This window comes from Nocardia sp. NPDC059195, assembly GCF_042754695.1.
Lineage (GTDB): Bacteria > Actinomycetota > Actinomycetes > Mycobacteriales > Mycobacteriaceae > Nocardia.
This window is the reverse complement of record NZ_JBHZBG010000005.1, coordinates 41350-61983: the sequence shown is the minus strand read 5'-3', so window position 1 is coordinate 61983 and position 20634 is coordinate 41350. Positions and strand designations below refer to the sequence as shown.

Here is a 20634-nt window from a genome sequence, read left to right as displayed (position 1 = left end):
CGACCCAGGCAGTACACCCAGGTCGCGAGATTCAGGCCTACGCGGTCCGGGTGGCGGGGGCTGAGTCCCACGCGCACGACGCATCGACCGGGCGGTTCGGGTGGGAATGACTACACTCGTCGGCGTGCGTCCCGCCGTCGAAACGGTTGGCGCCGTCGGGGCGGGAGTCGATCCGGCGCCGGTGCCTGCGCCGGTGCCGCCAATGCCGCCTACGGTGCCGATCCGCCCCTTGCGTTTCCGCGAATTGCTCGATGAGCCGTTCGCCCTGATCCAGGCCCATCTCCGGGCCTTCGCGGTGCTCGGCGGCAGTGCGCTGGTGCTCGCGGTGCTCGGCGTGCTCGGGCTCACGGGCTTGGTCTCCCATCTCACCGACGGCTCCGACGCGGGTACCGCGTGGGCGGCGGTCCTGGCGACCGCGGCGGCGGTGTGGCTGGTGCGCCTGGTCCTGCGCGGTGCGACCGTCGCCATCGCGCTCGCCGATTTCCACGGGGTGAGGTACGGCGTGCTCGACGGGTTGCGGGCCGCGGCCCGGCGCGCGATGCCGCTGGTGCTGGCACAGATCATGTTCACGCTCACCGGCATCGGGGTGCTGCTGCTCGGCAGCATTCTGGTGATCACCTATCCGCTCGCGCTGATCTGGCTCTCGCATGTGCGGTCGCGCCGGTTCGTCACCGAACCGGCGATCATCGCCGAACACGCGGGTTTCGGTGTGGGCGTTGCCCGTTCGAAGGAACTCATGCACGGTGCCGTCTGGTCGACCGCGGGTCTGTGGCTCACCCAGCGGTGCATCTTCGCCGTGCTCGCGGTGCCCGCGTTCGGTATTCCGTTCTTCCTCTCCGACTTCTCCGGCACCCACCGCTGGGCCGTCATCACGCTGCTCGTCGGCGGATTTCTGCTGGTGGTGACGGTGAGCGAGATCGTGGAGGCGACCAGCCGCGCGCTCTGCTACATCAGCAGGCGGTGCGTCCGGGAAGGTATGGACATCAGCATCCCCGGTGATCGCCGGTGACCGACTCCCCCGATGACGTTCCACCCCGGCCTCGCCTCGGTGCCGCCGCCGAGCACCGTGCGGCCGCCGAGAATGCCGCCGGTCGACGCGACTACGACCGTGCACTGCGCGAACGCTTCCGCGCCGTCCTGCGCGGACTCGAGCAGGACGGCAGCTTGCCGGTGCGTCGCTCGCGCACCGCGCAGGAGACCGCCGACGATGCCACCACCGCACTCCCGCTGGAGCAGTCCACCGAATTGCACCCGGCGGCACGGAGTTTCGACGAAGTCGTCTACGGCGGACGCGCGGCCACCGAGGACGAGTACCGCCGGCTCGAATACGCCGACCGGTACTCCCAATCAGCACCACCGCCCGTGCTCGACCCGCTCGAGATCGAGGTCGTCGAACGAGAACCCAAGCAGCGCAGGAAACTTCCCCCGCTGCCCGGGATCTTGCGCAGCCCACGCTTCTGGGCGGCCCTCGCCGCCGGACTCGCCATCGCGCTGCTGCTCTACGCCACCATGCAGTCATGCGGCGCCCCCAACGCGCCCGACACCCCAGACCTGCCCGACCCGCCGGATCCACCCGACCGGCCGCGCGACGACAGCGACCTCGATTTCGGCAGCGGCAAGGACTCGATCTTCACCCGCCTGCCCGGCTGGCTGGCGTTCGGCGGCCTGCAATTCCTGCTCGCCTTCGCCGCGCTGATCTGGTGGCGGGCGCGCAGGCGTGGCGCGCTGGTCGGCGAGCCGCGCCCGGTCGAGGTCGCCGCGAACGAGCTGCTCGCGGGGCAGGCGGGCCTGTACCGACGCTCCGGCGACGTGGCCCATGTGGCGCACATCTTGCGCGCGGCGACGCTGCGCCGGATCAAGCCACGGCTGGGCGGCGAGCTCACCAACGATCAACTCGTCGACGCCGTGTCGAGCCGCCTCGGCGTCCCCGCGCGACAGATCGGCACAGTCCTGTTCGGTGACGTACCGGATGAGACGACCCTCAATGACATTGCCGCACACCTCGAATGGATCGAGACGGAGCTCGGATGACAAATATCTCCAAGGACGCTGTGCTGCTCGAGACCCCGAGCGCACAGGAAGCCGCGGCCGCACTGGCCGCACTGCGCACCGAGATCGGCAAGGCGGTGGTCGGCAACGACCAGGCCGTGCTGTACCTGGTGCTGGCACTGCTGTGCCGCGGCCACGTACTGCTGGAAGGTGTTCCTGGCGTGGCGAAGACGCTGCTGGTACGCGCCCTGGCCACCTCGCTGGCACTCGAACACGCGCGCGTGCAGTTCACCCCGGACCTGATGCCGGGCGATGTCACCGGATCCCAGATCTACGACCCACATTCAGCCGAGTTCACCTTCCGCAAGGGCCCGGTCTTCACCAACCTGCTGCTGGCCGACGAGATCAACCGCACCCCACCGAAAACTCAGTCCTCGCTGCTGGAATCGATGGAGGAGCGCCAGGTTTCGGTGGACGGTCAGCCGCGTCCGCTGCCCGATCCGTTCGTGGTGGTTGCCACCCAGAACCCGATCGAGCAGGAGGGTACCTATCCGCTGCCCGAAGCCCAGCTCGACCGGTTCTTGTTCAAGGTCGACATCCGGCTGCCCGAGCGCGACGACGAGTTCCGCATCCTGCAACGGCATGCGAGCGGCTTCGACCCGCGTGATCTCGGTGCCGCCGGATTGCGGCCGGTCGCCGGGCCCGAGCACCTCGCGGCCGCGCGCGCCGCGGTGGGCGAGGTGGCGGTGAGCCCGGAGGTGCTGGCCTACATCGTCGATCTGTGCCGTGCCACCCGCTCCTCCCCCGCCGTCGCGCACGGCGCGTCCACCCGTGGCGCGACCGCGCTGCTGGCCGCCGCCCGCGCCTTCGCGTGGCTCAACGGCCGCGCCTACGTGACGCCCGATGACGTGAAAACGGTGGCGATGGCCGTACTTCGGCATCGTTTGCAGTTGCGTCCGGAGGCCGAGCTGGACGGGGTGAGCACCGAGGGTGTGCTCTCGTCGCTGCTGGTCTCGGTGCCGGTTCCGGTCTAGCGACGTGGTGGTCACAGGCCGATTCGCGCTACTCGCCACGCTCGCGGCGGCGGTGGTGATGTTCGTGGTGCCGACCGGGATCGGGGTACTCGGCGCGTGCGCGGTGCTGGTGGCGCTGCTGCTCACCGATCTCGCGCTCACCGCGCGGGCGGATTCGCTGTCGCTGACCCGCGATCCGTTGACGGTGGTGCGGCTCGGTCGCGGCACCGAGGTGGAACTGGTGGTCACCAATACCGGCACGGCCACCGTGCGCGGCATGCTGTGGGACGCCTGGCCCGACAGCGCGCGTGCCGAAATCCGCGAACAGCACCTTGATCTGGCTCCGCACACCCGAATTCGCTTGCGCACCAGCCTGACTCCCACCTATCGCGGCGATCGGGTCGCAGGACCGGTGACGGTACGGCTGCTCGGGCCGCTGGGTCTGGCGGGACGGCAGAGCCGGGTCGATGTGCCCGCCAGGGTGCGCGCGCTGCCCGCGTTTCGCAGTGAGCGACTGCTGCGTTCGAAGGTGAAGCGGCTGCATCATCTCGAGGGCCGCAATGTCGCCAATACGCGCGGGCAGGGCACCGAGTTCGATTCGTTCCGCGAGTACGTGGCGGGCGATGACGTGCGCAGCATCGACTGGCGGGCCACCGCGCGCGCCAATGACGTACTGGTCCGGACCTGGCGGCCCGAACGCAACCGGCAGCTGCTGATGGTCCTCGATACCGGGCGGGCCAGTGCGGGCCGGGTCGGCGATAGCACCCGGCTCGACAGTGCGATCGAAGCGGCGCTGCTGCTCGGCGGGCTGGCCGCGGCCGCGGGCGATACGGTCGATCTGCTGGCCTACGACCGCCGAGTGCGCGCGGAAGTAAGTGGTGCGAGCGGCAATCAGCTGCCGCTGAAACTTATGCACACCCTTGCGGGGGTTACTCCACAGCTGGTGGACACCGACACTGACGGGCTGGTTCGCACCGTGATCTCGCGGGTTCGCAGGCGGGCGTTGATCGTGTGGTTCACCAGTCTCGACGGGCCGACCGTCACCGAGCACCTGGTGCCCGCACTGCCGACGCTCACGCGGCGTCATCGGGTGCTGATCGTCTCCGTCACCGATCCCGATATCGCCGCGGCGGCGGGCGATCGTGCGGCGGTCTACACCGCTGCCGCCGCCGAAACCGTGCTGGCCGAACGCGCCTTCGTGCAGGAATCACTGCGGCGGCGCGGGGTGGCTGTGGTGGCCGCGGCCCCCGATCACCTGCCCGAGGCGCTGGCCGACGAATACCTCGAACTCAAGCAGTCCGGCTCGCTGTGATCTGTGGACATCGCGAATTGTGCACAACCGCACGTGGTTGTGGATAACCGCAGTTTCCACCAGTACTCACAGGTCATCCACCGACTCGCCAACAGATTCATCCACAGGCTGGGTTGTGCACAGGTAGGTTCGCGCGCAGCCTGATTCGTGCACAGCTGATTCATCCACAGCCTGTGCATTTACCTCAGCGAAAGCTGCTGTCGCCGAGCGAGAATCGCGCCGAGCACGTGATACGGCGGGTAGCCGACAGGCACCGGGCAGCGCAGCGCCGCACACATCGCCTCGACAAGCTGAGTGCCCAAATAGTGCTGTGTGGGCGGCGTGAGTGTCGGCAGCCGGATCAGATACCGTCGCGCCGCGCCGGCCAGTTCGTCGGAGATCGCACTCGGATCCAGCTGCGCCGACCAGCCTGTCAACCACGGCGGCGCGACGGCCAGCGACGGCATCGGCATGGCCTGGCGGGTGTGCACAACTACCGTTCCGGCCAGCACGTCGCCCACTCGCTTGCCATCGCGCGAACACAGCGACGTGACAACGGCGACCGCGCCGAACGCACCGAGCATCCAGAAATCCACAATCGCCCCCGCGAGGCCGCGGGTGAGCGCGTGCCGGAAGTCGATCGGCCCGGCGTCGGCCCGCACCACACGCAATCCGAACGCCAGCTTGCCCAGTGATCGCCCGCGCGAGACGGTTTCGCTGCACACCGGGTAGGCGATCAGCACGGTCACCAGCGTGACGACCGCCGTCACCGAGAACCAGGCGGAGTCGGCGTCAGTGGCCAGCAGCACGAGCATCAAGATGTACTGCAGGGTCGCGGCGAGGGCGAGCTGGAGCATCAGGTCGAGCAGAAAAGCGCCCGCACGGCTGGGTATGCGCGCGATCGGCAGTTCGAGCGCTACCGCTTCGCCGGTGGTGAATTCAGCCATGTGGCTAGCATTCCCGATATGGACACCGATGCCTACAGCTGGGCGAATCAACGGTCGTGGTATCGGCTGGATCAGCTGGTTCGCCAGCGCAAGCTTTCCGGCGCGGAGGCCGATGAGCTGGTGCGGTTGTATCGGTCCACCTCGCAGCAGCTGGCGAGATTGCAGGCGCACCACCCGGATCCGGAGCTCGTCGACCGGCTCAGCGCGCTGCTGGCGCGCGCACGCGGGCGGGTACTCGCGGCGCGGTCGCAGCCGTGGCGCGAAGTGGGCCGGTTCTTCACCCGCCACTTTCCATCAGCTGTGTATAGAGCCTGGCCGTGGTGGTTGGGGACAACTGCGATCTTTCTCGCCGTCGCGGGTGTGATCGGCGTGCTTGTCGATCGTTCGGCCGCGGCTCGCGATGCGCTGGGGATACCCGAGGGCGACCTGTCAGATGTCACCGGACCTGGGGGTTCGTTCGAGACGTACTACTCGGAGCACCCCAACGAGGCCTTCGCCGCGAAGGTGTGGACACACAATTCGCTGGTGTCGGCGATCGCGTTGTTCACCGGTGTACTGATCCTCCCGGCTGTGTACGCACTGTTCATGAATGCGCTGAATCTGGGGATAACCGGTGGATTGATGGCCGAGGCGGGCCGGCTGGATTCGTTCTTCGGCTTCATCCTGCCGCACGGCACGCTGGAGCTCACCGCGCTGTTCGTCGCGGGCGGGGTGGGGTTGAAGCTCGGGTGGACGCTGGTCGACCCGGGACGGCGCAGCAGGGCGGCCGCGATGGCCAGGCAGGGGCGCGCGACCGCGACGGTGGCGCTCGGGCTGGTGTGCGTGCTGCTGGTGTGTGGGCTGCTGGAGGGTTTCGTGACCCCGAGCCCGCTGCCCGCGCCCGTGCGGATCGCGCTGGGGTTCACGGCCGAGGCGCTGTTCCTGTACTACGTCTTCGGGATCGGCAGGCGGGTGGCCGAGGAACAGGATGCCGAGGCAGCGATACCGGTGATGTCGGCGGATCCGGCCGACCGGTGGCTGATGGCGCCGGCGAAGGTTCTCGACCGGGCGTGAGCTCGCATCTGCACGTACATCTGTGCGGCCGACAACTCCGAGCACACCGCGCCGGGACAGCACCGGACAATCGGCAGCTACGGAAGGTTAAGAGACGGTGAAGAACTCCCCCATTTGAGTTCCGCTGGCCGCAGCGAGTCGGGCTCGAACTGCGGCCAGCGTTACCGTCAACTGTACACAATCGTTATGCCCATGCAACCCCCAACGCGCAGGTCCGGGGTAGGAATTGCGAACGTGCAAAGGCCTGTGGACGCACTGTTTTTCACCCCCTCAGCAAACTTCCGGCGCCACCTTCATCGCGCTGTCGGCGGCACCGAGAATTCACCCCGAGCAAACCTTCGATAACGAGTCACGCATCCTCGATGGCACCCGCGCGCGAATTTCGGGCAAGGTTGCCCCGGATCACACCGACCCCTCCCCATAGCTGTCACCTGGGGTTTCGGCAACGGAATTACGGTTGCCGACTACTTGAAACAGGAAAAGAGACTTCAAGTTTGTTAACTACTCTGCAAACAAGACGCACGCCCAGCAATCGCCGTGAAACACCGAATTCATCGGCTCTAACTGGACGGACGACTGGTTGCGAAAGGTCCGCCGAACGGACAGAAATCGGCAGAAGAACATCCGGAATACAAGGTTGCACGGGCAGTGTGACCTTCGCCTCACCTGCGGTGATCGGGCCTGTGCAGGCATGCGAGACCCGGTGAACGGCCAGACGGCGCGTCGATATCGCCAACGCTGCGATAAGTCGTCAGGCAGCCGAAACAGGCGCGGGGTCGGGTTTGCGCGGGCGAGGCGGCCTCAGCCGACCCGGACGACCCCCGAGATGGTTCCCTGCCACAGCGCGCCGTCACGGGTGATGAGCGCGGCCATCTGCAGCGGGTCCTCGGCGACCGTGCCCGGCAGCGGAGTCGAGGCGCGTACGGCGCCCGTCGCCGGGTCGATAACGACATAGTCGAATCCGTCGAGGGGGGTTGTCACGTCGGGTCCGACACGGCGCAGAGTGTGGATGCCGTCGTCGGCGAGCGACAGTCGCGGGACGGCCGCGCTGCGTACCCGGCTGTCCCACACCGGGACACAACCCTCGGCAGTGAGATCGACCCGGCTCAGGCCGCCGCGAAACGGCGCGCTCGCCGGAACGGCCGGGCCTGCGCCCTCGGGAACGGTGGGATACGGATAGCCGTAGGTGCTCGCGACGAAGATCGACGAACCGACCGCGATCGGCGAATTCTCGCTGCCGCCGACAGGAACCGGAACCGAGCAGACCTGCTCACCCGAACCGGAGCGCGCCACGATGAGCCGCACCTGATCGTCGGCATTGTCGACGATGGCGAGATACTCGTCGCCGCGCACCGGCCCGAAGTACGTCGGCGTCGAGCCGGTGCCCCAGCTGAGCTGACCCGGTTTCCGCGCGCTACCGCGATCGTAGGCAGATCGCCAACGAATCTCGGGCTCACCGGCTTTCGCATACAGCTCGTACAGCGCATGCGTACTCGCCACGGCCACACCGCCATTGGGCGCCGACGAAATGCTGTTGGCCACCAGTTCCCCGGATGGCAGCGCTACCGTCCCCACCCGCCCTTGCGGTTCGACGAACCCGACCACCCCATGTCCCGTCGCGAACCAGACGTTGCCTGCCCAATCGGGAACGAGTCCGGTCACGTTGTCGCCCTGGGGAATCGAGCTGCTCAGATCCGCCTGCACGGTGGCGGTCAACCGCCACGCACCGTCGTCACCGCGAACATGAGTGACCCGCAGCAGCCGTCGCCCACCGTCGACAACCACCAGCCGATCCTCGTTGTCGAGATAGGCATACACCCCGCCGAGCAAGCTCCCCTTGGTCAGCGGCAACGAAGCAAGCGCGCCACCGACCGGCCCCGACGCTCCCGAGTCGAACAGAAACACCGTCGGCGTCTGCCCCGCGATGGCGGTGCACAACCCCACCACCAAGCCATCCGCGCCTTCGAGCAGCGTCGGGCACGCCGCCCCGAGCGGATACACCGTGACACCGGCCCCGGCGGCAGGCCCGGCCAGCGGAGTCACATCCGATGACCCCGCATCCCCGTGCATGGTCGCTGTCCCGAGCGGACCGAGGAAAGGGTTGGCCACGAGCGGGCCGGTCACCGGCGGCGGGTCGGCCGACGCGGGAATCGACCAGGCACCCGACGAGACGAGGGCCAGGACGGCGGCGCGGGCAATGAAGCGGCGGGTTGCAGGCGGCACGGTCTGTATCGAACCCGAATTCCGGTCGGAGGAAAAGTATTCGGCTCACCCTGCGGCACCAGCGACGAGAAAACGCCGCCTACGATGGCGGCATGACCGGGGTCAAAGATCGCCTGCTCACGACAATCGCCGGGCAGCTCGGCAATCCGCACGGTGTGCTCGGCAAGGGCGTGGCGTTCGTGCTCAATCGCGGGAACAAGCGTGCCATCGCAGCGGCCGTCGCCGCCGCGGCGCCGACCGCCGGGGCAACGGTCGCCGATATCGGCTTCGGTGGCGGGGTCGGCCTGGAGTTGTTGCTGGCCCGCGTCGGTGCCGAAGGCGTGGTGTACGGCGTCGAGCCGTCGCCCGACATGCTCGCCCGCGCCCGTGGCCGTTTCGCCATGGAGGTCGCCGAGGGCCGCCTCGCGCTCGCCGACGGCACCCTCACCGCGCTCCCGCTGCCCGACGCGAGTGTGCACGCGGCGATCACCGTCAACACCATCTACTTCCTCGACGACCTCCCCGCCGCCTGCGCCGAACTCGCTCGCGTGCTGCGCCCCGGCGGCACCGCGGTGATCGGGATCGGCGATCCCGAAGCCATGGCCACCATGCCCTTCACGCCTTATGGATTCACTTTGCGTCCGGTTGCCGATGTGGTGGCGGCACTGACCACCGCGGGACTGACCGTGGAGCAGCGCACCTTGGCGAATCCGCCGATCCCGCACCATCTGCTGATCGCCCGCAAGGTCTGACCAGAACTCTTGACCTCACCGTGCCTTCAACGACGAGCTCGACAACCAAGTCGGCACGGCGACAAAGGGCCTATTAGTACAGGCAAGAACCGACGCGGGCCTGACCATCGCCATGCCCGCCCCTGACCCCCGGAAATGACTGAAGGCCCGATCCAGAAGGATCGAGCCTTAGTCTGTGTGGGCGAAGGGGGACTTGAACCCCCACGTCCTTACGGACACTGGCACCTGAAGCCAGCGCGTCTGCCATTCCGCCACTCGCCCGAGCGACTGGAAAAATCTAACATGCCCCGCGGGCGAAAATAAAATCGATTCTCTGACCTGCGGTGATGCCGTTGAAGCCAGCGCGGGAACCGGGGGGCGCCGCCGGGAGTTACCCAGGTAGAGGATCGTGGATATCATGCAAGGAACGTGGTCGCGTCCGGACACGCCGTAGCGAGCGTGCCGGGAGGGCGGACACTCGCACCGAAGGGAGGGCTGTGATGGGCATCGTGTCGAGATTCGAACGTCGCTTGCAGGGCGCTGTCGGTGACGTGTTCGCTCGGGTGTTCGGCGGCAGCGTGGTCCCCCAGGAGGTGGAGGCAGCGCTGCAGCGAGAAGCCGCAGATCAGATCCAGGATCTGGAGGGCGGGCACCGACTCGCACCGAACAGTTACGTGATCACGATCAACGAAACCGATCACGGCAAGCTCGACGCCGATCACGACCTGACGACCAAAGCGTTCGCCAAACATCTGCAGGATTACATCCGCGAGCAGGGCTGGCAGACCTACGGCGAAGTGCACGTAGCGTTCGAGGCATCACCTACGCTGCACACCGGAATGTTCAGAGCGAGCGGCCGCGTCGACCCCGACGCCGGCCGTGGGACGGCCCCACCTCGCCCCGGACCGCCACAACGACCCGCACACCCGCAACCAGGAGCTGGCCCCATGACGCATAACTCAGGCTACGAGCCCGGCCGAGAGCCCGCGGAGTCCGATCCACGCAACCGCGGGTACGCACCGCCGCCCGCAGGCGCGCCAGGGGCTTCCTACCCGGCCGATGATTACGGCCGCGGTGGCGGCTACGGCGCGCCCGAGGCGCAGCCCGGATACGGCGACGCCTACGGCCAGCAGGGTGGCGAATACCAGAGCGGCTACGACCCCGCCGCGCCCGCACAGCAGGGCTACGGCCAGCAGGGCGGCTACGGCGCCCAGCCCGCGTACGGCGAGCCCGGCTACGACCAGCAGGGCGGCTACGGCCAGCAGGCCTACAGCCAGCAGGGCGGCTACGGCGCGCAGCCCGGTTACGCCGAACCTGGCTACGACCAGCAGGGCGGCTACGGCCAGCAGGGCTACGCCGAACCACAGCAGCAGGGCTACGGCCAGCAGGCCGGTTACGGCCAACAGGGCTACGCCGAGCCCGGCTACGACCAGCAGGGCGGCTACGGCCAGCAGGGCTACGCCGAACCACAGCAGCAGGGCTACGGCCAGCAGGCTTACGGCGCGCAGCCCGGTTACGCCGAGCCCGCCTACGGCCAGGAGGAGCAGGGCGGCTACGCCCAGCCCGCCGCCGGTTACGGCCAGCAGGGCTACGGCCAGCAGCAGGGCGCGGGCTACGCCGCCGCCCAGTCGAGCTACTCGGCCACCCTCCAGCTCGACGACGGCAGCGGCCGCACCTACGCGCTGCGCGAGGGTTCCAACATCCTCGGCCGCGGCCAGGATGCCCACTTCCGGCTGCCCGACACAGGTGTGTCGCGTCGCCATATCGAGGTGCGCTGGGACGGCCAGACGGCCATGCTCTCCGACCTGGGTTCCACCAACGGAACGCTCGTCAACGGTTCCCCCGTGCAGGATTGGCAGCTCGCCGATGGCGACGTCATCCGGGCCGGACATTCCGAGATCCTGATCCGGATCGTCTGATCCCGTAAGCTGCGCGGTGCACGTCACGAGTCGACGCTGTCGGCTCTATGATGCTGCCATTACACGCACGGTCCCGACCTCGGGGCCCGCAAGCCAGCACGCTGGTGGGGGTGGTTCGCCCCGCACCTGCCGTACCGACGTACCCGGGCGAACAGGAGGTGGAACGCCGTGCAGGGATTGATCCTGCAATTGACCCGCGCGGGGTTCCTGCTGCTGCTCTGGTTGTTCGTCTGGGCCGTTCTGCGGACCTTGCGCAGCGATATCTACGCGGCATCCGGCATACGGATACAGCCGAGGGCAACCCGCGGAAATCGTGGGTCCATCGGACTGCCCTCCTTCAGCCGAAGCCAGAAGGGCGCCAAGTATCTAGTGGTGACTCATGGTTCACTCGCCGGCACTCGAATCACCCTCGGCACGCAACCGGTCCTCATCGGACGCGCCGACGATTCCACGCTGGTACTCACCGACGACTACGCCTCGACCAGGCACGCGCGACTGTCTCAGCGTGGTGACGACTGGTACGTGGAAGACCTCGGTTCCACCAATGGCACATATCTCGACCGCGCGAAAGTCACCACCGCCGTCCGTGTTCCGCTCGGCACTCCGGTGCGAGTCGGCAAAACAGTGATCGAGCTGCGATCGTGACACTTGTTCTGCGCTACACAGCGCGAAGCGACCGCGGACTCGTCCGGGGCAACAACGAAGATTCGGTCTACGCGGGCGCACGCCTATTAGCGCTGGCCGACGGCATGGGTGGGCACGCCGCCGGAGAAGTGGCCTCCCAGTTGATGATCGCCGCGTTGGCGCATCTCGACGACGACGAGCCCGGCGACGACATCCTCGGAAAGCTCGACCACGCCACGCATTCCGGCAATGCCGCCATCGCCGACCACGTCGAGGCCGAACCCGAACTCGACGGCATGGGCACCACGCTCACCGCCATCCTGTTCGCGGGCCGCAAGCTCGGCATGGTCCACATCGGCGACTCGCGGGCCTACCTGCTGCGCGACGGCGAACTGACCCAGATCACCCGCGATGACACGTTCGTGCAATCGCTGGTCGACGAAGGCCGGATCACCCCGGAGCAGGCGCACACCCATCCGCAGCGCTCGCTGATCATGCGTGCCCTCACCGGCAACGAGATCGAGCCGACGCTGATCATGCGCGAAGCCCGCGCCGGTGATCGTTATCTGCTGTGCTCCGACGGACTTTCGGACGTGGTGAGCGATGAGACCATCGGCAACACCATGCGCGAGGGCAATACCGACGAGTGCGCCGACCGGCTCATCGAGCTGGCGTTGCGCAGCGGTGGTCCCGACAATGTGACCGTCGTCGTCGCCGATGTGATCGACCTCGACTACGGCCAGAGCCACCCGATCCTCGCGGGCGCCGCCTCCACCGAGGAGGAGGAAGACTCCCCGCCGCCGAACACCGCGGCAGGGCGCGCCGCCGCCATGCGCCCGCCGCGCGCGCAACCGCGCAGGGCCGCCGCCGTACCGCCGCCGCCGGAAACGAAGTCGCACAAGCTGCGCTGGCTGCTGTTGTCGCTGGCCCTGATCGCCGCGGTCGCCATCGGACTCGTGGTTGGCTACAAGATGATTCGCAGCAACTACTACGTGGGCGCCGACAACGACAAGGTGGTCGTGATGCGCGGCCTGCCCGGTTCGATCCTCGGCTACTCGATCCACGACGTGGAGCTGCAGGGCTGTGTGAACAGCAAGAGCGAGCTCACGCTCGTCGAGGTGGGTAAGTCCGCGCCGAGTGGCTGCAAGACGCTGATGGTCAGTGACCTGAAGCAGACCGGCCGCGACCAGGTGCAGAAGGGCCTGCCGCCGGATTCGCTGGACAAGGCGCGCGGCAGCATGAAGGTGCTGGCGCAGAACGAGCTCCTGCCGCCGTGCCCGAAGAAGGAAACGGTGCCCCAGCCCGGCGTACTGCCGCCTGAGCAGTCCCCGGTGATCCCCGGCGGGGCACCGACTCCCGGCCCCGATCAGCCCGCGACGCCGACCCCGACCACCCCGGCACCGACCACCACGACCGTCCCCCCGACAACCCCGCAGATCTCAGGGGAGAACTGCCGGGTGACGGACTGATGTCCGCACCGCCACCGCCGTCGGCTGGGGCGTTCCCCAGTCCCCCTGGTGGATTCGCGCCGGCGCCGCCGCCGTCGACGCGACGCAACCAGGAGTTGCTGCTGCTGGCGGGTGCGGCGGGCATCACGACGGTGTCGTTGTTCATCGTCGAGGCAAGCCAGGAACAGTCGATCACCACCGACATCGCCAAGTACGGGGTGGCGTTCCTCGCGCTGTTCGGGATCGCCCATCTCGCGGTGCGCCGGTTCGCGCCGTTCGCCGACCCGCTCCTGCTACCGATTGTGGCGCTGCTCAACGGATTGGGGCTGGTGCTGATCCACCGGCTCGATCTCGCGGACGCGCAGAAAGCGGCATACGACTCGACGCCGGTCCCCTCCCCCGACGCCAACCAGCAGATCATGTGGACCGGCCTCGGCATCGTGGTGTTCATCAGCCTGCTCATCGTCTTGCGGGATTACCGCACGCTGGCGCGCTACACCTACACCCTAGGCCTGGTCGGCCTGGTCGCGCTGGCGATTCCCGCACTGTTGCCCAGCCAGTTCTCCGAAGTCAACGGCGCCAAGATCTGGATCCGGCTGCCCGGATTCAGTGTGCAGCCAGGTGAATTCGCGAAGATCCTGCTGATCGTGTTCTTCGCCGGCGTGCTGGTGGCCAAGCGTGACCTGTTCACCGCGGCGGGCAAGCACTTCCTCGGGATGGAGTTCCCGCGACCGCGCGATATGGGCCCGGTCCTGATCGTGTGGGTCGTCTGCATCGGCGTGCTCGTGCTCGAAAAGGATCTCGGCACTTCGCTGCTCATCTTCGGCACGGTGCTGGTGATGATCTATATCGCCACCGAACGGGTGGGCTGGCTGGTCATCGGCGGCGGGCTGCTCGCGCTCGGATTCGTGTTCGCCTACCAGCTGTTCGGGCATGTGCGTGTGCGCGTCGACACCTGGCTGCACCCGTTCGACGACTACCACAACACCGGTTACCAGATCTCGCAGTCGATGTTCGGCTTCGCCACCGGCGGCCTCGCCGGCACCGGCCTCGGCAGCGGCCGACCCCAGCAGGTGCCCTTCGCCAAGACCGACTTCATCGTCACCACCATCGGCGAGGAACTCGGCCTGATCGGGCTCACCGCGGTGCTGATGCTGTTCCTGATCTTCATCGTCCGCGGGCTGCGCACCGCGCTGGCCGTGCGTGACAGCTTCGGCAAGTTGCTCGCGGCGGGCCTGTCGTTCACCATCGCGATCCAGGTGTTCGTGGTTGTCGGCGGTGTCACCAAGCTGATTCCACTCACCGGTCTGACCACGCCGTTCATCTCCTATGGCGGTTCGTCGCTGCTGGCGAACTACGCGCTGCTCGCGCTGCTGATCAAGATCTCCGATGCGGCCCGCGCACCGGCACCGGCCCGTAAGCGCGCGCCGGCCCCGATCGCCGACGCGGCCACGGAACTGGTCCGCAGGCCGGAAAGCAGGGTGAGCGAATGAACACACCTCTGCGTCGCGTCGCCGTCGCCGTCATGGTGATGGTGGTGGCGTTGCTCGTGAACGCGACCTACCTGCAGGTGGTCAAGGCCGACGACCTGCGCAGCGATCCGCGCAACTCGCGGGTGCTGCTCGACGAGTACTCGCGCCAGCGCGGTCAGATCTCCGCGGGCGGTACCGTGCTCGCCGGCTCCGTCTCGACCGACGACCGGTACAAGTACCTGCGTCAGTACCCCTCCGACCCACCGGCTTACGCGCCGGTCACCGGCTTCTACTCGATGCAGTACGGCAAGACCGGGCTCGAGCTGGCCGAGGATCCGCTGCTGTCGGGCAATGACTCCAGCCTGTTCGGTCGGCGCCTCATCGACATGTTCTCCGGGCGTGATCCGCGCGGCGCGAACGTGCTCACCACTCTGAATCCGGTGATGCAGCAGGTCGCCTACGAGCAGATGACGTCGAAGGGCTACACCGGCGCCGTCGTGGCGATCGAGCCGAGCACCGGCAAGATCTTGACCATGGTGTCCACGCCGAGCTACGACCCCAACGAGCTGTCGGGCCACGACGGCGCGGCGGGGCGGGCGGCCTGGGAGCGGTTGAGCACCGATCCGAGTCAGCCGATGCTCAATCGCGCTGTCTCGCAGACCTATCCGCCGGGATCGACGTTCAAGACCATCGTCACCGCGGCCGCGCTGTCCAACGGTGTCGCCGGGCCGAACGACCAGTTCACCGCGGCACCCAACATCACCCTGCCCGGGACCAGCACCACGCTGGAGAACTACAACGGCAGTACCTGCGGTGACCAGCCGACGGCCAGCCTCTACGAAGCGTTCCGGCGTTCGTGCAACACCGCGTTCGTCGAACTCGGCGTGAAGGTCGGCGCGGCCAAGCTCAAGGACGAGGCCGCCGCGTTCGGCATCGGTGTCGAGGATCCGCCCGGTGTACCGATCCCGGTCGCCGAATCGACCGTCGGCCCGATCCCGGACAACGCCGCGCTCGGCCAGTCGAGCATCGGTCAGCGCGATGTGTCGCTGACGCCGCTCAATGTCGCGGTGATCGCCGCGACCATCGCCAACGGCGGCACCAGGATGCAGCCGTATCTGGTCGATCAGACCCAAGCGCCTGACCTGTCGGAGCTCAGCAAGACCAAACCGGTCAGCGTCGGGCAGGCAGTGAGTCCCCAGGTAGCGTCGACCCTGACGGATCTGATGGTCGCCTCGGAGGCCAATACCGCGGGCGGTGGACGATCGCGGTACCAGATCGCGTCCAAGACCGGAACCGCCGAACACGGCAGTAATCCCCGTAACACCCCGCCACATGCTTGGTATATGGCCTTCGCGCCCGCGCAGAACCCGAAGATCGCCATCGCGGTGATCGTCGAAAACGGCGGCGACAGGCAGTTGGCTGCCACTGGAGGATCAGTGGCGGCACCGATCGCCAGGTCTGTGCTCGACGCGGGCCTGGCAGGGGGCTGAACGAAATGAGTGTGCGAGTGACAACACGGGGGCCCCGATGCTGAACAACGGCGCCATGATCGCCGACCGCTACCGCCTGCAGCGGCTCATCGCCACGGGCGGTATGGGTCAGGTGTGGGAGGCGATGGACACTCGGCTCGATCGCCGAGTGGCCGTCAAGGTCCTCAAGACCGAGTTCTCCGCCGACCCGACCTTCCGTGCCCGGTTCCGCGTCGAAGCGCGCACCACCGCGCAGCTCAACGCCCCCGGGATCGCGGGTATCTACGACTACGGCGAGACCGCCGACCCGTCCGGCGGCGAGACCGCCTACCTGGTGATGGAGCTCGTGCAGGGCGAACCGCTCAACGCGGTGCTCAATCGGATGGGCAGGCTCTCCGTCATCCAGGGTCTGGACATGCTCGAGCAGACCGGGCGCGCACTGGAGGTCGCGCACGCGGCAGGCGTGGTGCACCGTGATGTGAAGCCGGGCAACATCCTGGTCACGCCGACCGGTCAGGTGAAGATCACCGACTTCGGCATCGCCAAGGCGGTGGACGCCTCGCCGGTGACCAAGACCGGCATGGTGATGGGCACTGCCCAGTACATCGCGCCCGAACAGGCCGTCGGCGAGGATGCCACGGCAGCCTCGGACGTGTACGCGCTCGGCATCGTCGGCTACGAAGCCCTGGCCGGGGTCCGTCCGTTCACCGGTGAGGGTGCGATCACAGTCGCGATGAAGCACGTGCGCGACGCGCCGCCGCCGATGCCCGACGACCTGCCCGCGAACGTGCACGAACTGATCGCCATCACCATGGCCAAGGATCCGCTGCAGCGCTACCGCAGCGGCGGCGAGTTCGCCGATGCCGTCGCCGCGGTGCGCGCCGGTCACATGCCGCCGGTCCCCGGTGGCGCCACCGGTCCGTCGATGACCGGTGCCACCCGGGTACTTCCGCCCGGCCCGACCGTGGCGATCCCCGCCGCCGCGGCCGCGGCGGACTACGACGGCGCCACCATGCGCTTCGGCCATCAGCCGGGCGGCCCGGTCGGTCCGCAGACCGGTGGCTACAGCGGTCCGGCCACCCAGGCCGCCGCGCCCGCGCCGGTCCCGGCGAGCAACGCCAAGAACAACCAGAAGTGGCTGATCGCGCTCGGTGTCGGCGCGCTGCTGCTCGGTGGCGGTGTGTTGTGGTTGCTGTTCGGCGGTGAACCGAACCGGCAGTCGCCGACCACGACCACCACCGTGCAGACCACCAAGCCGCTGCCGCCGCCGGTGACCACCACCAGGCCCGTGCCGCCGCCGGTCGTCACCACCGAGGAACCGACCACCACGGAACCGCCGCGCCCGACGACCACCACCGAGGCGCCGACCACCACGACCGTGCCGCCGACCACCACGGTGCCGCCGACCACCACGACCAAACCCAAGCCGACCACCACGACCAAGACGACCAAACCGGAGCCGACCACCACGGCGCCCGCCGGGGGAACCACCACCGTGGGCCGCCCCCAGCTGCCCACCTTCGACCTGCCGTTCCCCGATAGCGACACGGCCGTAGGCCCGAACATAGGACAACGATGACAACCCCGAAGAATCTCTCCTCGCGGTATGAGCTGGGCGAGATCATCGGGTTCGGCGGCATGTCCGAGGTGCACCGCGCCCGCGACGTGCGGCTGTCCCGCGACGTGGCGATCAAGGTGCTGCGGGCCGATCTGGCCCGCGATCCCACGTTCTACCTGCGGTTCAAGCGCGAAGCCCAGAACGCGGCCGCGCTGAACCACCCGGCCATCGTGGCTGTGTACGACACCGGCGAAGCCACCGTCGACGGCGGGCCGCTGCCCTACATCGTCATGGAGTACGTCGAAGGCGACACCCTGCGCGACATCGTGCGCGGCAAGGGACCGCTCGCGCCGCGCAAGGCGATGGAAGTCGTGGCCGACGTGTGCGCCGCGCTCGATTTCAGCCACAAGGCCGGCATCGTGCACCGCGACATGAAGCCGGCCAACATCATGATCAACCGCGCCGGTGCGGTGAAGGTGATGGACTTCGGCATCGCGCGGGCGATCGCCGACAGCGCCAACCCGATGACCCAGACCGCCGCGGTGATCGGCACCGCCCAATACCTTTCGCCCGAGCAGGCGCGCGGCGAGACCGTCGACGCGCGTTCGGATGTGTATTCGGTCGGCTGTGTGCTGTTCGAGATCCTCACCGCGCAGCCGCCGTTCACCGGTGACTCGCCGATCGCGGTCGCCTACCAGCACGTCAAAGAGGATCCGCCACTACCGTCGTCGGTCAACCCCGGCGTGCCGCGCGAACTCGACTCGGTGATCCTCAAGGCGATGACCAAGAACCCGGCCAACCGGTACCAGACGGCCGCGGAGATGCGGGCCGACCTGATCCGGGTGCTCGGCGGGCAGAAGCCGAGCGCGCCGATGGTGATGAACGACGAAGACCGCACCGATTACGACGACGAGCCAGGCCCGCGGACCTTTCACGACCGCCGCGACGACACCTCCGAGCACCCCGTGGTCGGGCCCGTCGGCGAGGAGCGCAACCGTGCCGGGCTGATCGCGCTCGGTGTCGCTGCCGCGTTGGCCGTGGCGTTCGGGCTGTTCTGGGTGTTGGTCGGGCCGGGTAGCAAGGCCGATCAGGTGGCCGTTCCCGACCTGTCGGGCAAGACCGCCCAGCAGGCGCAGAGCGCACTGCAGCAGGCCGGTTTCTTCGTGGCCGTGCAGGAGAAGCCGGATGGCAAGGTGGCCCCGGGCAATGTGATCGCGACCCAGCCGCTCGGCGGTTCGCGCATCGACGAGGGCAGCACCGTGACGTTGCAGATCTCGACCGGACCGACGCAGGTGCAGTTGCCGCGACTGATCGGCATGAGTCAGGCCGACGCCGAGCGGCAGCTGAATTCGCTCGGGCTGCAACTCGATCCGAATGTGGCGCGCAAGCCGTCGAGTACGGCCGACACCGACAAGGTGATCGCGCAGGACCCGAGCGCGGGCGTGCGGGTCGACATCGACCGGCCGATTGTCCTCACCATGGGCGGTGGGCCGGAAGAGGTCCGCGTGCCGAGCGTGGTCGGCCAGGACATCTCCGTCGCACAGCCGAATCTGGTCGACTCCGCCGGTTTCACGGTCGACATCAAGGAAATGAAATCCTCGCTGCCCAAAGGCCAGGTGCTCGCCACCAACCCGGCGGGCGGCAGCAACGCGGAGAAGGGCTCGGCCATCACGGTCCATGTCTCCTCCGGTGACCGGATCATCGTCCCCGATCTGACCGGACTCACGCCGGTGCAGGCCCAGGAGAAGTTGCGCGCCGAGGGCTGGACCGGGCAGCTCAGCCAGACCACGGTGATCACCCTCGATGGCAATGCCTCGGGCAAGGTCGTCGGGCAGAGTCCGGCGGCCGGTTCGTCGGTGACGTTCAACGGCAATATCGTTTTGCACGTCGGAGCGTCGCCGATTCCGCGTTGAGGTCTCGATTGGATGGCGAACCCGTCTGGCGCGGCCACGCGGGCGCAGAATGAGGCTGCTTTCATCCCACCCAGCGTTGCTGAACGAGGAGGTAGCCCCCAATGACGACAGCCAGGGACATCATGAAGCCGGGTGCGCAGTGGATCACCCGCGGTGACTCCGTAGCGACCGCGGCGACGGCGATGGCCGATCTCGGCGTCGGATCGATCGTCGTCGCCGATGACGACGAGCGCATGTGCGGCATCATCACCGACCGCGACATCGTGGTGAAGTGCGTCGCGGTCGGTCTGTCTCCTGACATGACGACGGCCGCGGAACTCTGCGAGTCGACGCCGAGGTGGGTCAGCGCGGACGCCGATGTGGAAGACGTGCTCGACCAGATGGAGTCGCACCGGGTGAAGCGGATGCCGGTGATCGAGAACAAGCGGCTGGTCGGGATGATCAGCGAGGCCGATCTGGCGCGGCACCTCGACGACAATCAGCTCGGCGAATTCGTGACCGCCATCTACGGGCGGCCGTGAGCTAGCTCAAATCCAGGTGATTGTTCATCGACATCGCGGCTGCGGCGAGGTCGGTGAGTTCTTCCACGCGCACGCCATGGGTGCGGAGTTTGTCCACACCCTCGCAGGCGGCGACGAACAGGCTCGGCTCACGCCAGGCGATGACCACCGTGGGAATGCCCGCGGCCAGAATGCGATCGGTGCACGGCAGCCGGCTCGCGGTGGCGCGGGTGGAGCACGGTTCGAGGGTGCTGTAGATCGTTGCCCTGGTCAGGCGGGGGTCGTCGGGGTCGAGCTTGTTCAGCGCGGCCTCTTCGGCATGGACTTTCTCGTCGGTTTCGCGGGAGAAACCGGTCGCGATCTCCACACCGTCGGCGACGATGACCGCGCCCACCGAATAGGCCGTCTCGCTGGGGGGACAGTTCCTGGCGAGCTCGATCGCCCTGTGCATGAACCGATGGTCGGTGTCGTCGTGGCTCATGTGGTTTCCCTGTGGTCGGCGAGT

17 protein-coding genes and 1 tRNA gene are annotated in these 20634 nt (G+C 67.9%); 14 read left to right on the top strand and 4 right to left on the bottom strand.

Translation table 11 applies throughout. The annotated features are described in order from the left end of the window. Positions 1-106 precede the first annotated feature (106 nt). From ACFXKN_RS09250 to ACFXKN_RS09235, 4 genes are read left to right on the top strand one after another with little or no spacing between them, the layout of a single operon-like run. Complete coding sequence (locus ACFXKN_RS09250; RefSeq protein WP_378947109.1) at positions 107-1009, top strand: hypothetical protein; 903 nt, start codon at positions 107-109, stop codon at positions 1007-1009. Then, positions 1006-2031, top strand: coding sequence for a DUF4129 domain-containing protein (locus ACFXKN_RS09245; protein ID WP_378947112.1), 1026 nt, complete (start codon positions 1006-1008; stop codon positions 2029-2031). Before ACFXKN_RS09250 ends, ACFXKN_RS09245 begins: the two co-directional genes overlap by 4 nt. Continuing rightward, positions 2028-3023 carry an AAA family ATPase gene (locus tag ACFXKN_RS09240; RefSeq protein WP_378947115.1) on the top strand — a complete coding sequence of 332 codons (996 nt, stop codon included), beginning with the start codon at positions 2028-2030 and terminating at the stop codon, positions 3021-3023. Before ACFXKN_RS09245 ends, ACFXKN_RS09240 begins: the two co-directional genes overlap by 4 nt. Before the next feature lie 4 nt (positions 3024-3027). After that, positions 3028-4314 carry a DUF58 domain-containing protein gene (locus tag ACFXKN_RS09235; protein WP_378947118.1) on the top strand — a complete coding sequence of 429 codons (1287 nt, stop codon included), beginning with the start codon at positions 3028-3030 and terminating at the stop codon, positions 4312-4314. A gap of 179 nt (positions 4315-4493) precedes the next feature. On the opposite strand, the gene ACFXKN_RS09230 is transcribed toward ACFXKN_RS09235, so the two are convergent. Further along, complete coding sequence (locus tag ACFXKN_RS09230) at positions 4494-5240, bottom strand: RDD family protein (protein ID WP_378947121.1); 747 nt, start codon at positions 5238-5240, stop codon at positions 4494-4496. An 18-nt stretch (positions 5241-5258) separates the two neighbouring features. Between ACFXKN_RS09230 and ACFXKN_RS09225 the strand changes: the two genes are divergently transcribed. Next, the gene (locus ACFXKN_RS09225) at positions 5259-6293 is read left to right on the top strand and encodes a stage II sporulation protein M (protein WP_378947124.1); all 1035 of its coding nucleotides are present in this window, start codon (positions 5259-5261) and stop codon (positions 6291-6293) included. Positions 6294-7094: 801 nt separating this feature from the next. On the opposite strand, the gene ACFXKN_RS09220 is transcribed toward ACFXKN_RS09225, so the two are convergent. After that, positions 7095-8516 (bottom strand): hypothetical protein, encoded by a 1422-nt coding sequence (locus ACFXKN_RS09220; protein ID WP_378947127.1) that lies wholly within the window; start codon positions 8514-8516, stop codon positions 7095-7097. Between the two features lie 92 nt (positions 8517-8608). Between ACFXKN_RS09220 and ACFXKN_RS09215 the strand changes: the two genes are divergently transcribed. Next, positions 8609-9247 (top strand): class I SAM-dependent methyltransferase, encoded by a 639-nt coding sequence (locus ACFXKN_RS09215; RefSeq protein WP_378947130.1) that lies wholly within the window; start codon positions 8609-8611, stop codon positions 9245-9247. Positions 9248-9425: 178 nt separating this feature from the next. On the opposite strand, the gene ACFXKN_RS09210 is transcribed toward ACFXKN_RS09215, so the two are convergent. Further along, positions 9426-9508, bottom strand: a tRNA-Leu gene (locus ACFXKN_RS09210). A 218-nt stretch (positions 9509-9726) separates the two neighbouring features. Here ACFXKN_RS09210 and ACFXKN_RS09205 point away from each other — a divergent pair. The 8 genes from ACFXKN_RS09205 to ACFXKN_RS09170 all read left to right on the top strand — a co-directional run bounded on the left by ACFXKN_RS09205 (position 9727) and on the right by ACFXKN_RS09170 (position 20150). Beyond that, entirely contained in the window at positions 9727-11145 is a 1419-nt protein-coding gene (locus ACFXKN_RS09205) for an FhaA domain-containing protein (protein ID WP_378947136.1), read from the top strand. A 168-nt stretch (positions 11146-11313) separates the two neighbouring features. Next, positions 11314-11790 carry an FHA domain-containing protein gene (locus ACFXKN_RS09200; RefSeq protein ID WP_062992366.1) on the top strand — a complete coding sequence of 159 codons (477 nt, stop codon included), beginning with the start codon at positions 11314-11316 and terminating at the stop codon, positions 11788-11790. Continuing rightward, positions 11787-13238, top strand: coding sequence for a PP2C family protein-serine/threonine phosphatase (locus ACFXKN_RS09195; protein ID WP_378947140.1), 1452 nt, complete (start codon positions 11787-11789; stop codon positions 13236-13238). Before ACFXKN_RS09200 ends, ACFXKN_RS09195 begins: the two co-directional genes overlap by 4 nt. Beyond that, on the top strand, positions 13238-14710 hold the full coding sequence (locus ACFXKN_RS09190; RefSeq protein WP_378947143.1) for an FtsW/RodA/SpoVE family cell cycle protein: 1473 nt from the start codon (positions 13238-13240) through the stop codon (positions 14708-14710). The genes ACFXKN_RS09195 and ACFXKN_RS09190 overlap by 1 nt, the downstream gene beginning before the upstream one ends. Beyond that, on the top strand, positions 14707-16179 hold the full coding sequence (locus tag ACFXKN_RS09185) for a peptidoglycan D,D-transpeptidase FtsI family protein (RefSeq protein WP_378947148.1): 1473 nt from the start codon (positions 14707-14709) through the stop codon (positions 16177-16179). The genes ACFXKN_RS09190 and ACFXKN_RS09185 overlap by 4 nt, the downstream gene beginning before the upstream one ends. A 37-nt stretch (positions 16180-16216) precedes the next feature. After that, positions 16217-17737 carry a protein kinase gene (locus tag ACFXKN_RS09180; protein ID WP_379432828.1) on the top strand — a complete coding sequence of 507 codons (1521 nt, stop codon included), beginning with the start codon at positions 16217-16219 and terminating at the stop codon, positions 17735-17737. Continuing rightward, complete coding sequence (pknB, locus tag ACFXKN_RS09175; RefSeq protein WP_378947154.1) at positions 17734-19629, top strand: Stk1 family PASTA domain-containing Ser/Thr kinase; 1896 nt, start codon at positions 17734-17736, stop codon at positions 19627-19629. The genes ACFXKN_RS09180 and pknB overlap by 4 nt, the downstream gene beginning before the upstream one ends. 101 nt (positions 19630-19730) lie before the next feature. Next, positions 19731-20150: a CBS domain-containing protein gene (locus ACFXKN_RS09170; protein WP_378947157.1), complete on the top strand. Its 420-nt coding sequence runs from the start codon at positions 19731-19733 to the stop codon at positions 20148-20150. Between the two features lies 1 nt (position 20151). Here ACFXKN_RS09170 and ACFXKN_RS09165 read toward each other — a convergent pair whose 3' ends face one another. Then, entirely contained in the window at positions 20152-20610 is a 459-nt protein-coding gene (locus tag ACFXKN_RS09165) for a deaminase (RefSeq protein ID WP_378947160.1), read from the bottom strand. Positions 20611-20634: the final 24 nt, after the last annotated feature.

What these genes read in the sequence shown, in the direction of transcription:
- ACFXKN_RS09240 (WP_378947115.1), top strand. Translation starts at nt 2,028, where the DNA reads ATGACAAATATCTCCAAGGACGCTGTGCTGCTCGAGACCCCGAGCGCA.
- ACFXKN_RS09190 (WP_378947143.1), top strand. Translation starts at nt 13,238, where the DNA reads ATGTCCGCACCGCCACCGCCGTCGGCTGGGGCGTTCCCCAGTCCCCCT.
- ACFXKN_RS09170 (WP_378947157.1), top strand. Translation starts at nt 19,731, where the DNA reads ATGACGACAGCCAGGGACATCATGAAGCCGGGTGCGCAGTGGATCACC.
- ACFXKN_RS09230 (WP_378947121.1), bottom strand. Translation starts at nt 5,240, where the DNA reads ATGGCTGAATTCACCACCGGCGAAGCGGTAGCGCTCGAACTGCCGATC.
- ACFXKN_RS09185 (WP_378947148.1), top strand. Translation starts at nt 14,707, where the DNA reads ATGAACACACCTCTGCGTCGCGTCGCCGTCGCCGTCATGGTGATGGTG.
- ACFXKN_RS09165 (WP_378947160.1), bottom strand. Translation starts at nt 20,610, where the DNA reads ATGAGCCACGACGACACCGACCATCGGTTCATGCACAGGGCGATCGAG.
- ACFXKN_RS09225 (WP_378947124.1), top strand. Translation starts at nt 5,259, where the DNA reads ATGGACACCGATGCCTACAGCTGGGCGAATCAACGGTCGTGGTATCGG.
- ACFXKN_RS09180 (WP_379432828.1), top strand. Translation starts at nt 16,217, where the DNA reads ATGCTGAACAACGGCGCCATGATCGCCGACCGCTACCGCCTGCAGCGG.
- ACFXKN_RS09250 (WP_378947109.1), top strand. Translation starts at nt 107, where the DNA reads ATGACTACACTCGTCGGCGTGCGTCCCGCCGTCGAAACGGTTGGCGCC.
- ACFXKN_RS09205 (WP_378947136.1), top strand. Translation starts at nt 9,727, where the DNA reads ATGGGCATCGTGTCGAGATTCGAACGTCGCTTGCAGGGCGCTGTCGGT.
- pknB (WP_378947154.1), top strand. Translation starts at nt 17,734, where the DNA reads ATGACAACCCCGAAGAATCTCTCCTCGCGGTATGAGCTGGGCGAGATC.
- ACFXKN_RS09215 (WP_378947130.1), top strand. Translation starts at nt 8,609, where the DNA reads ATGACCGGGGTCAAAGATCGCCTGCTCACGACAATCGCCGGGCAGCTC.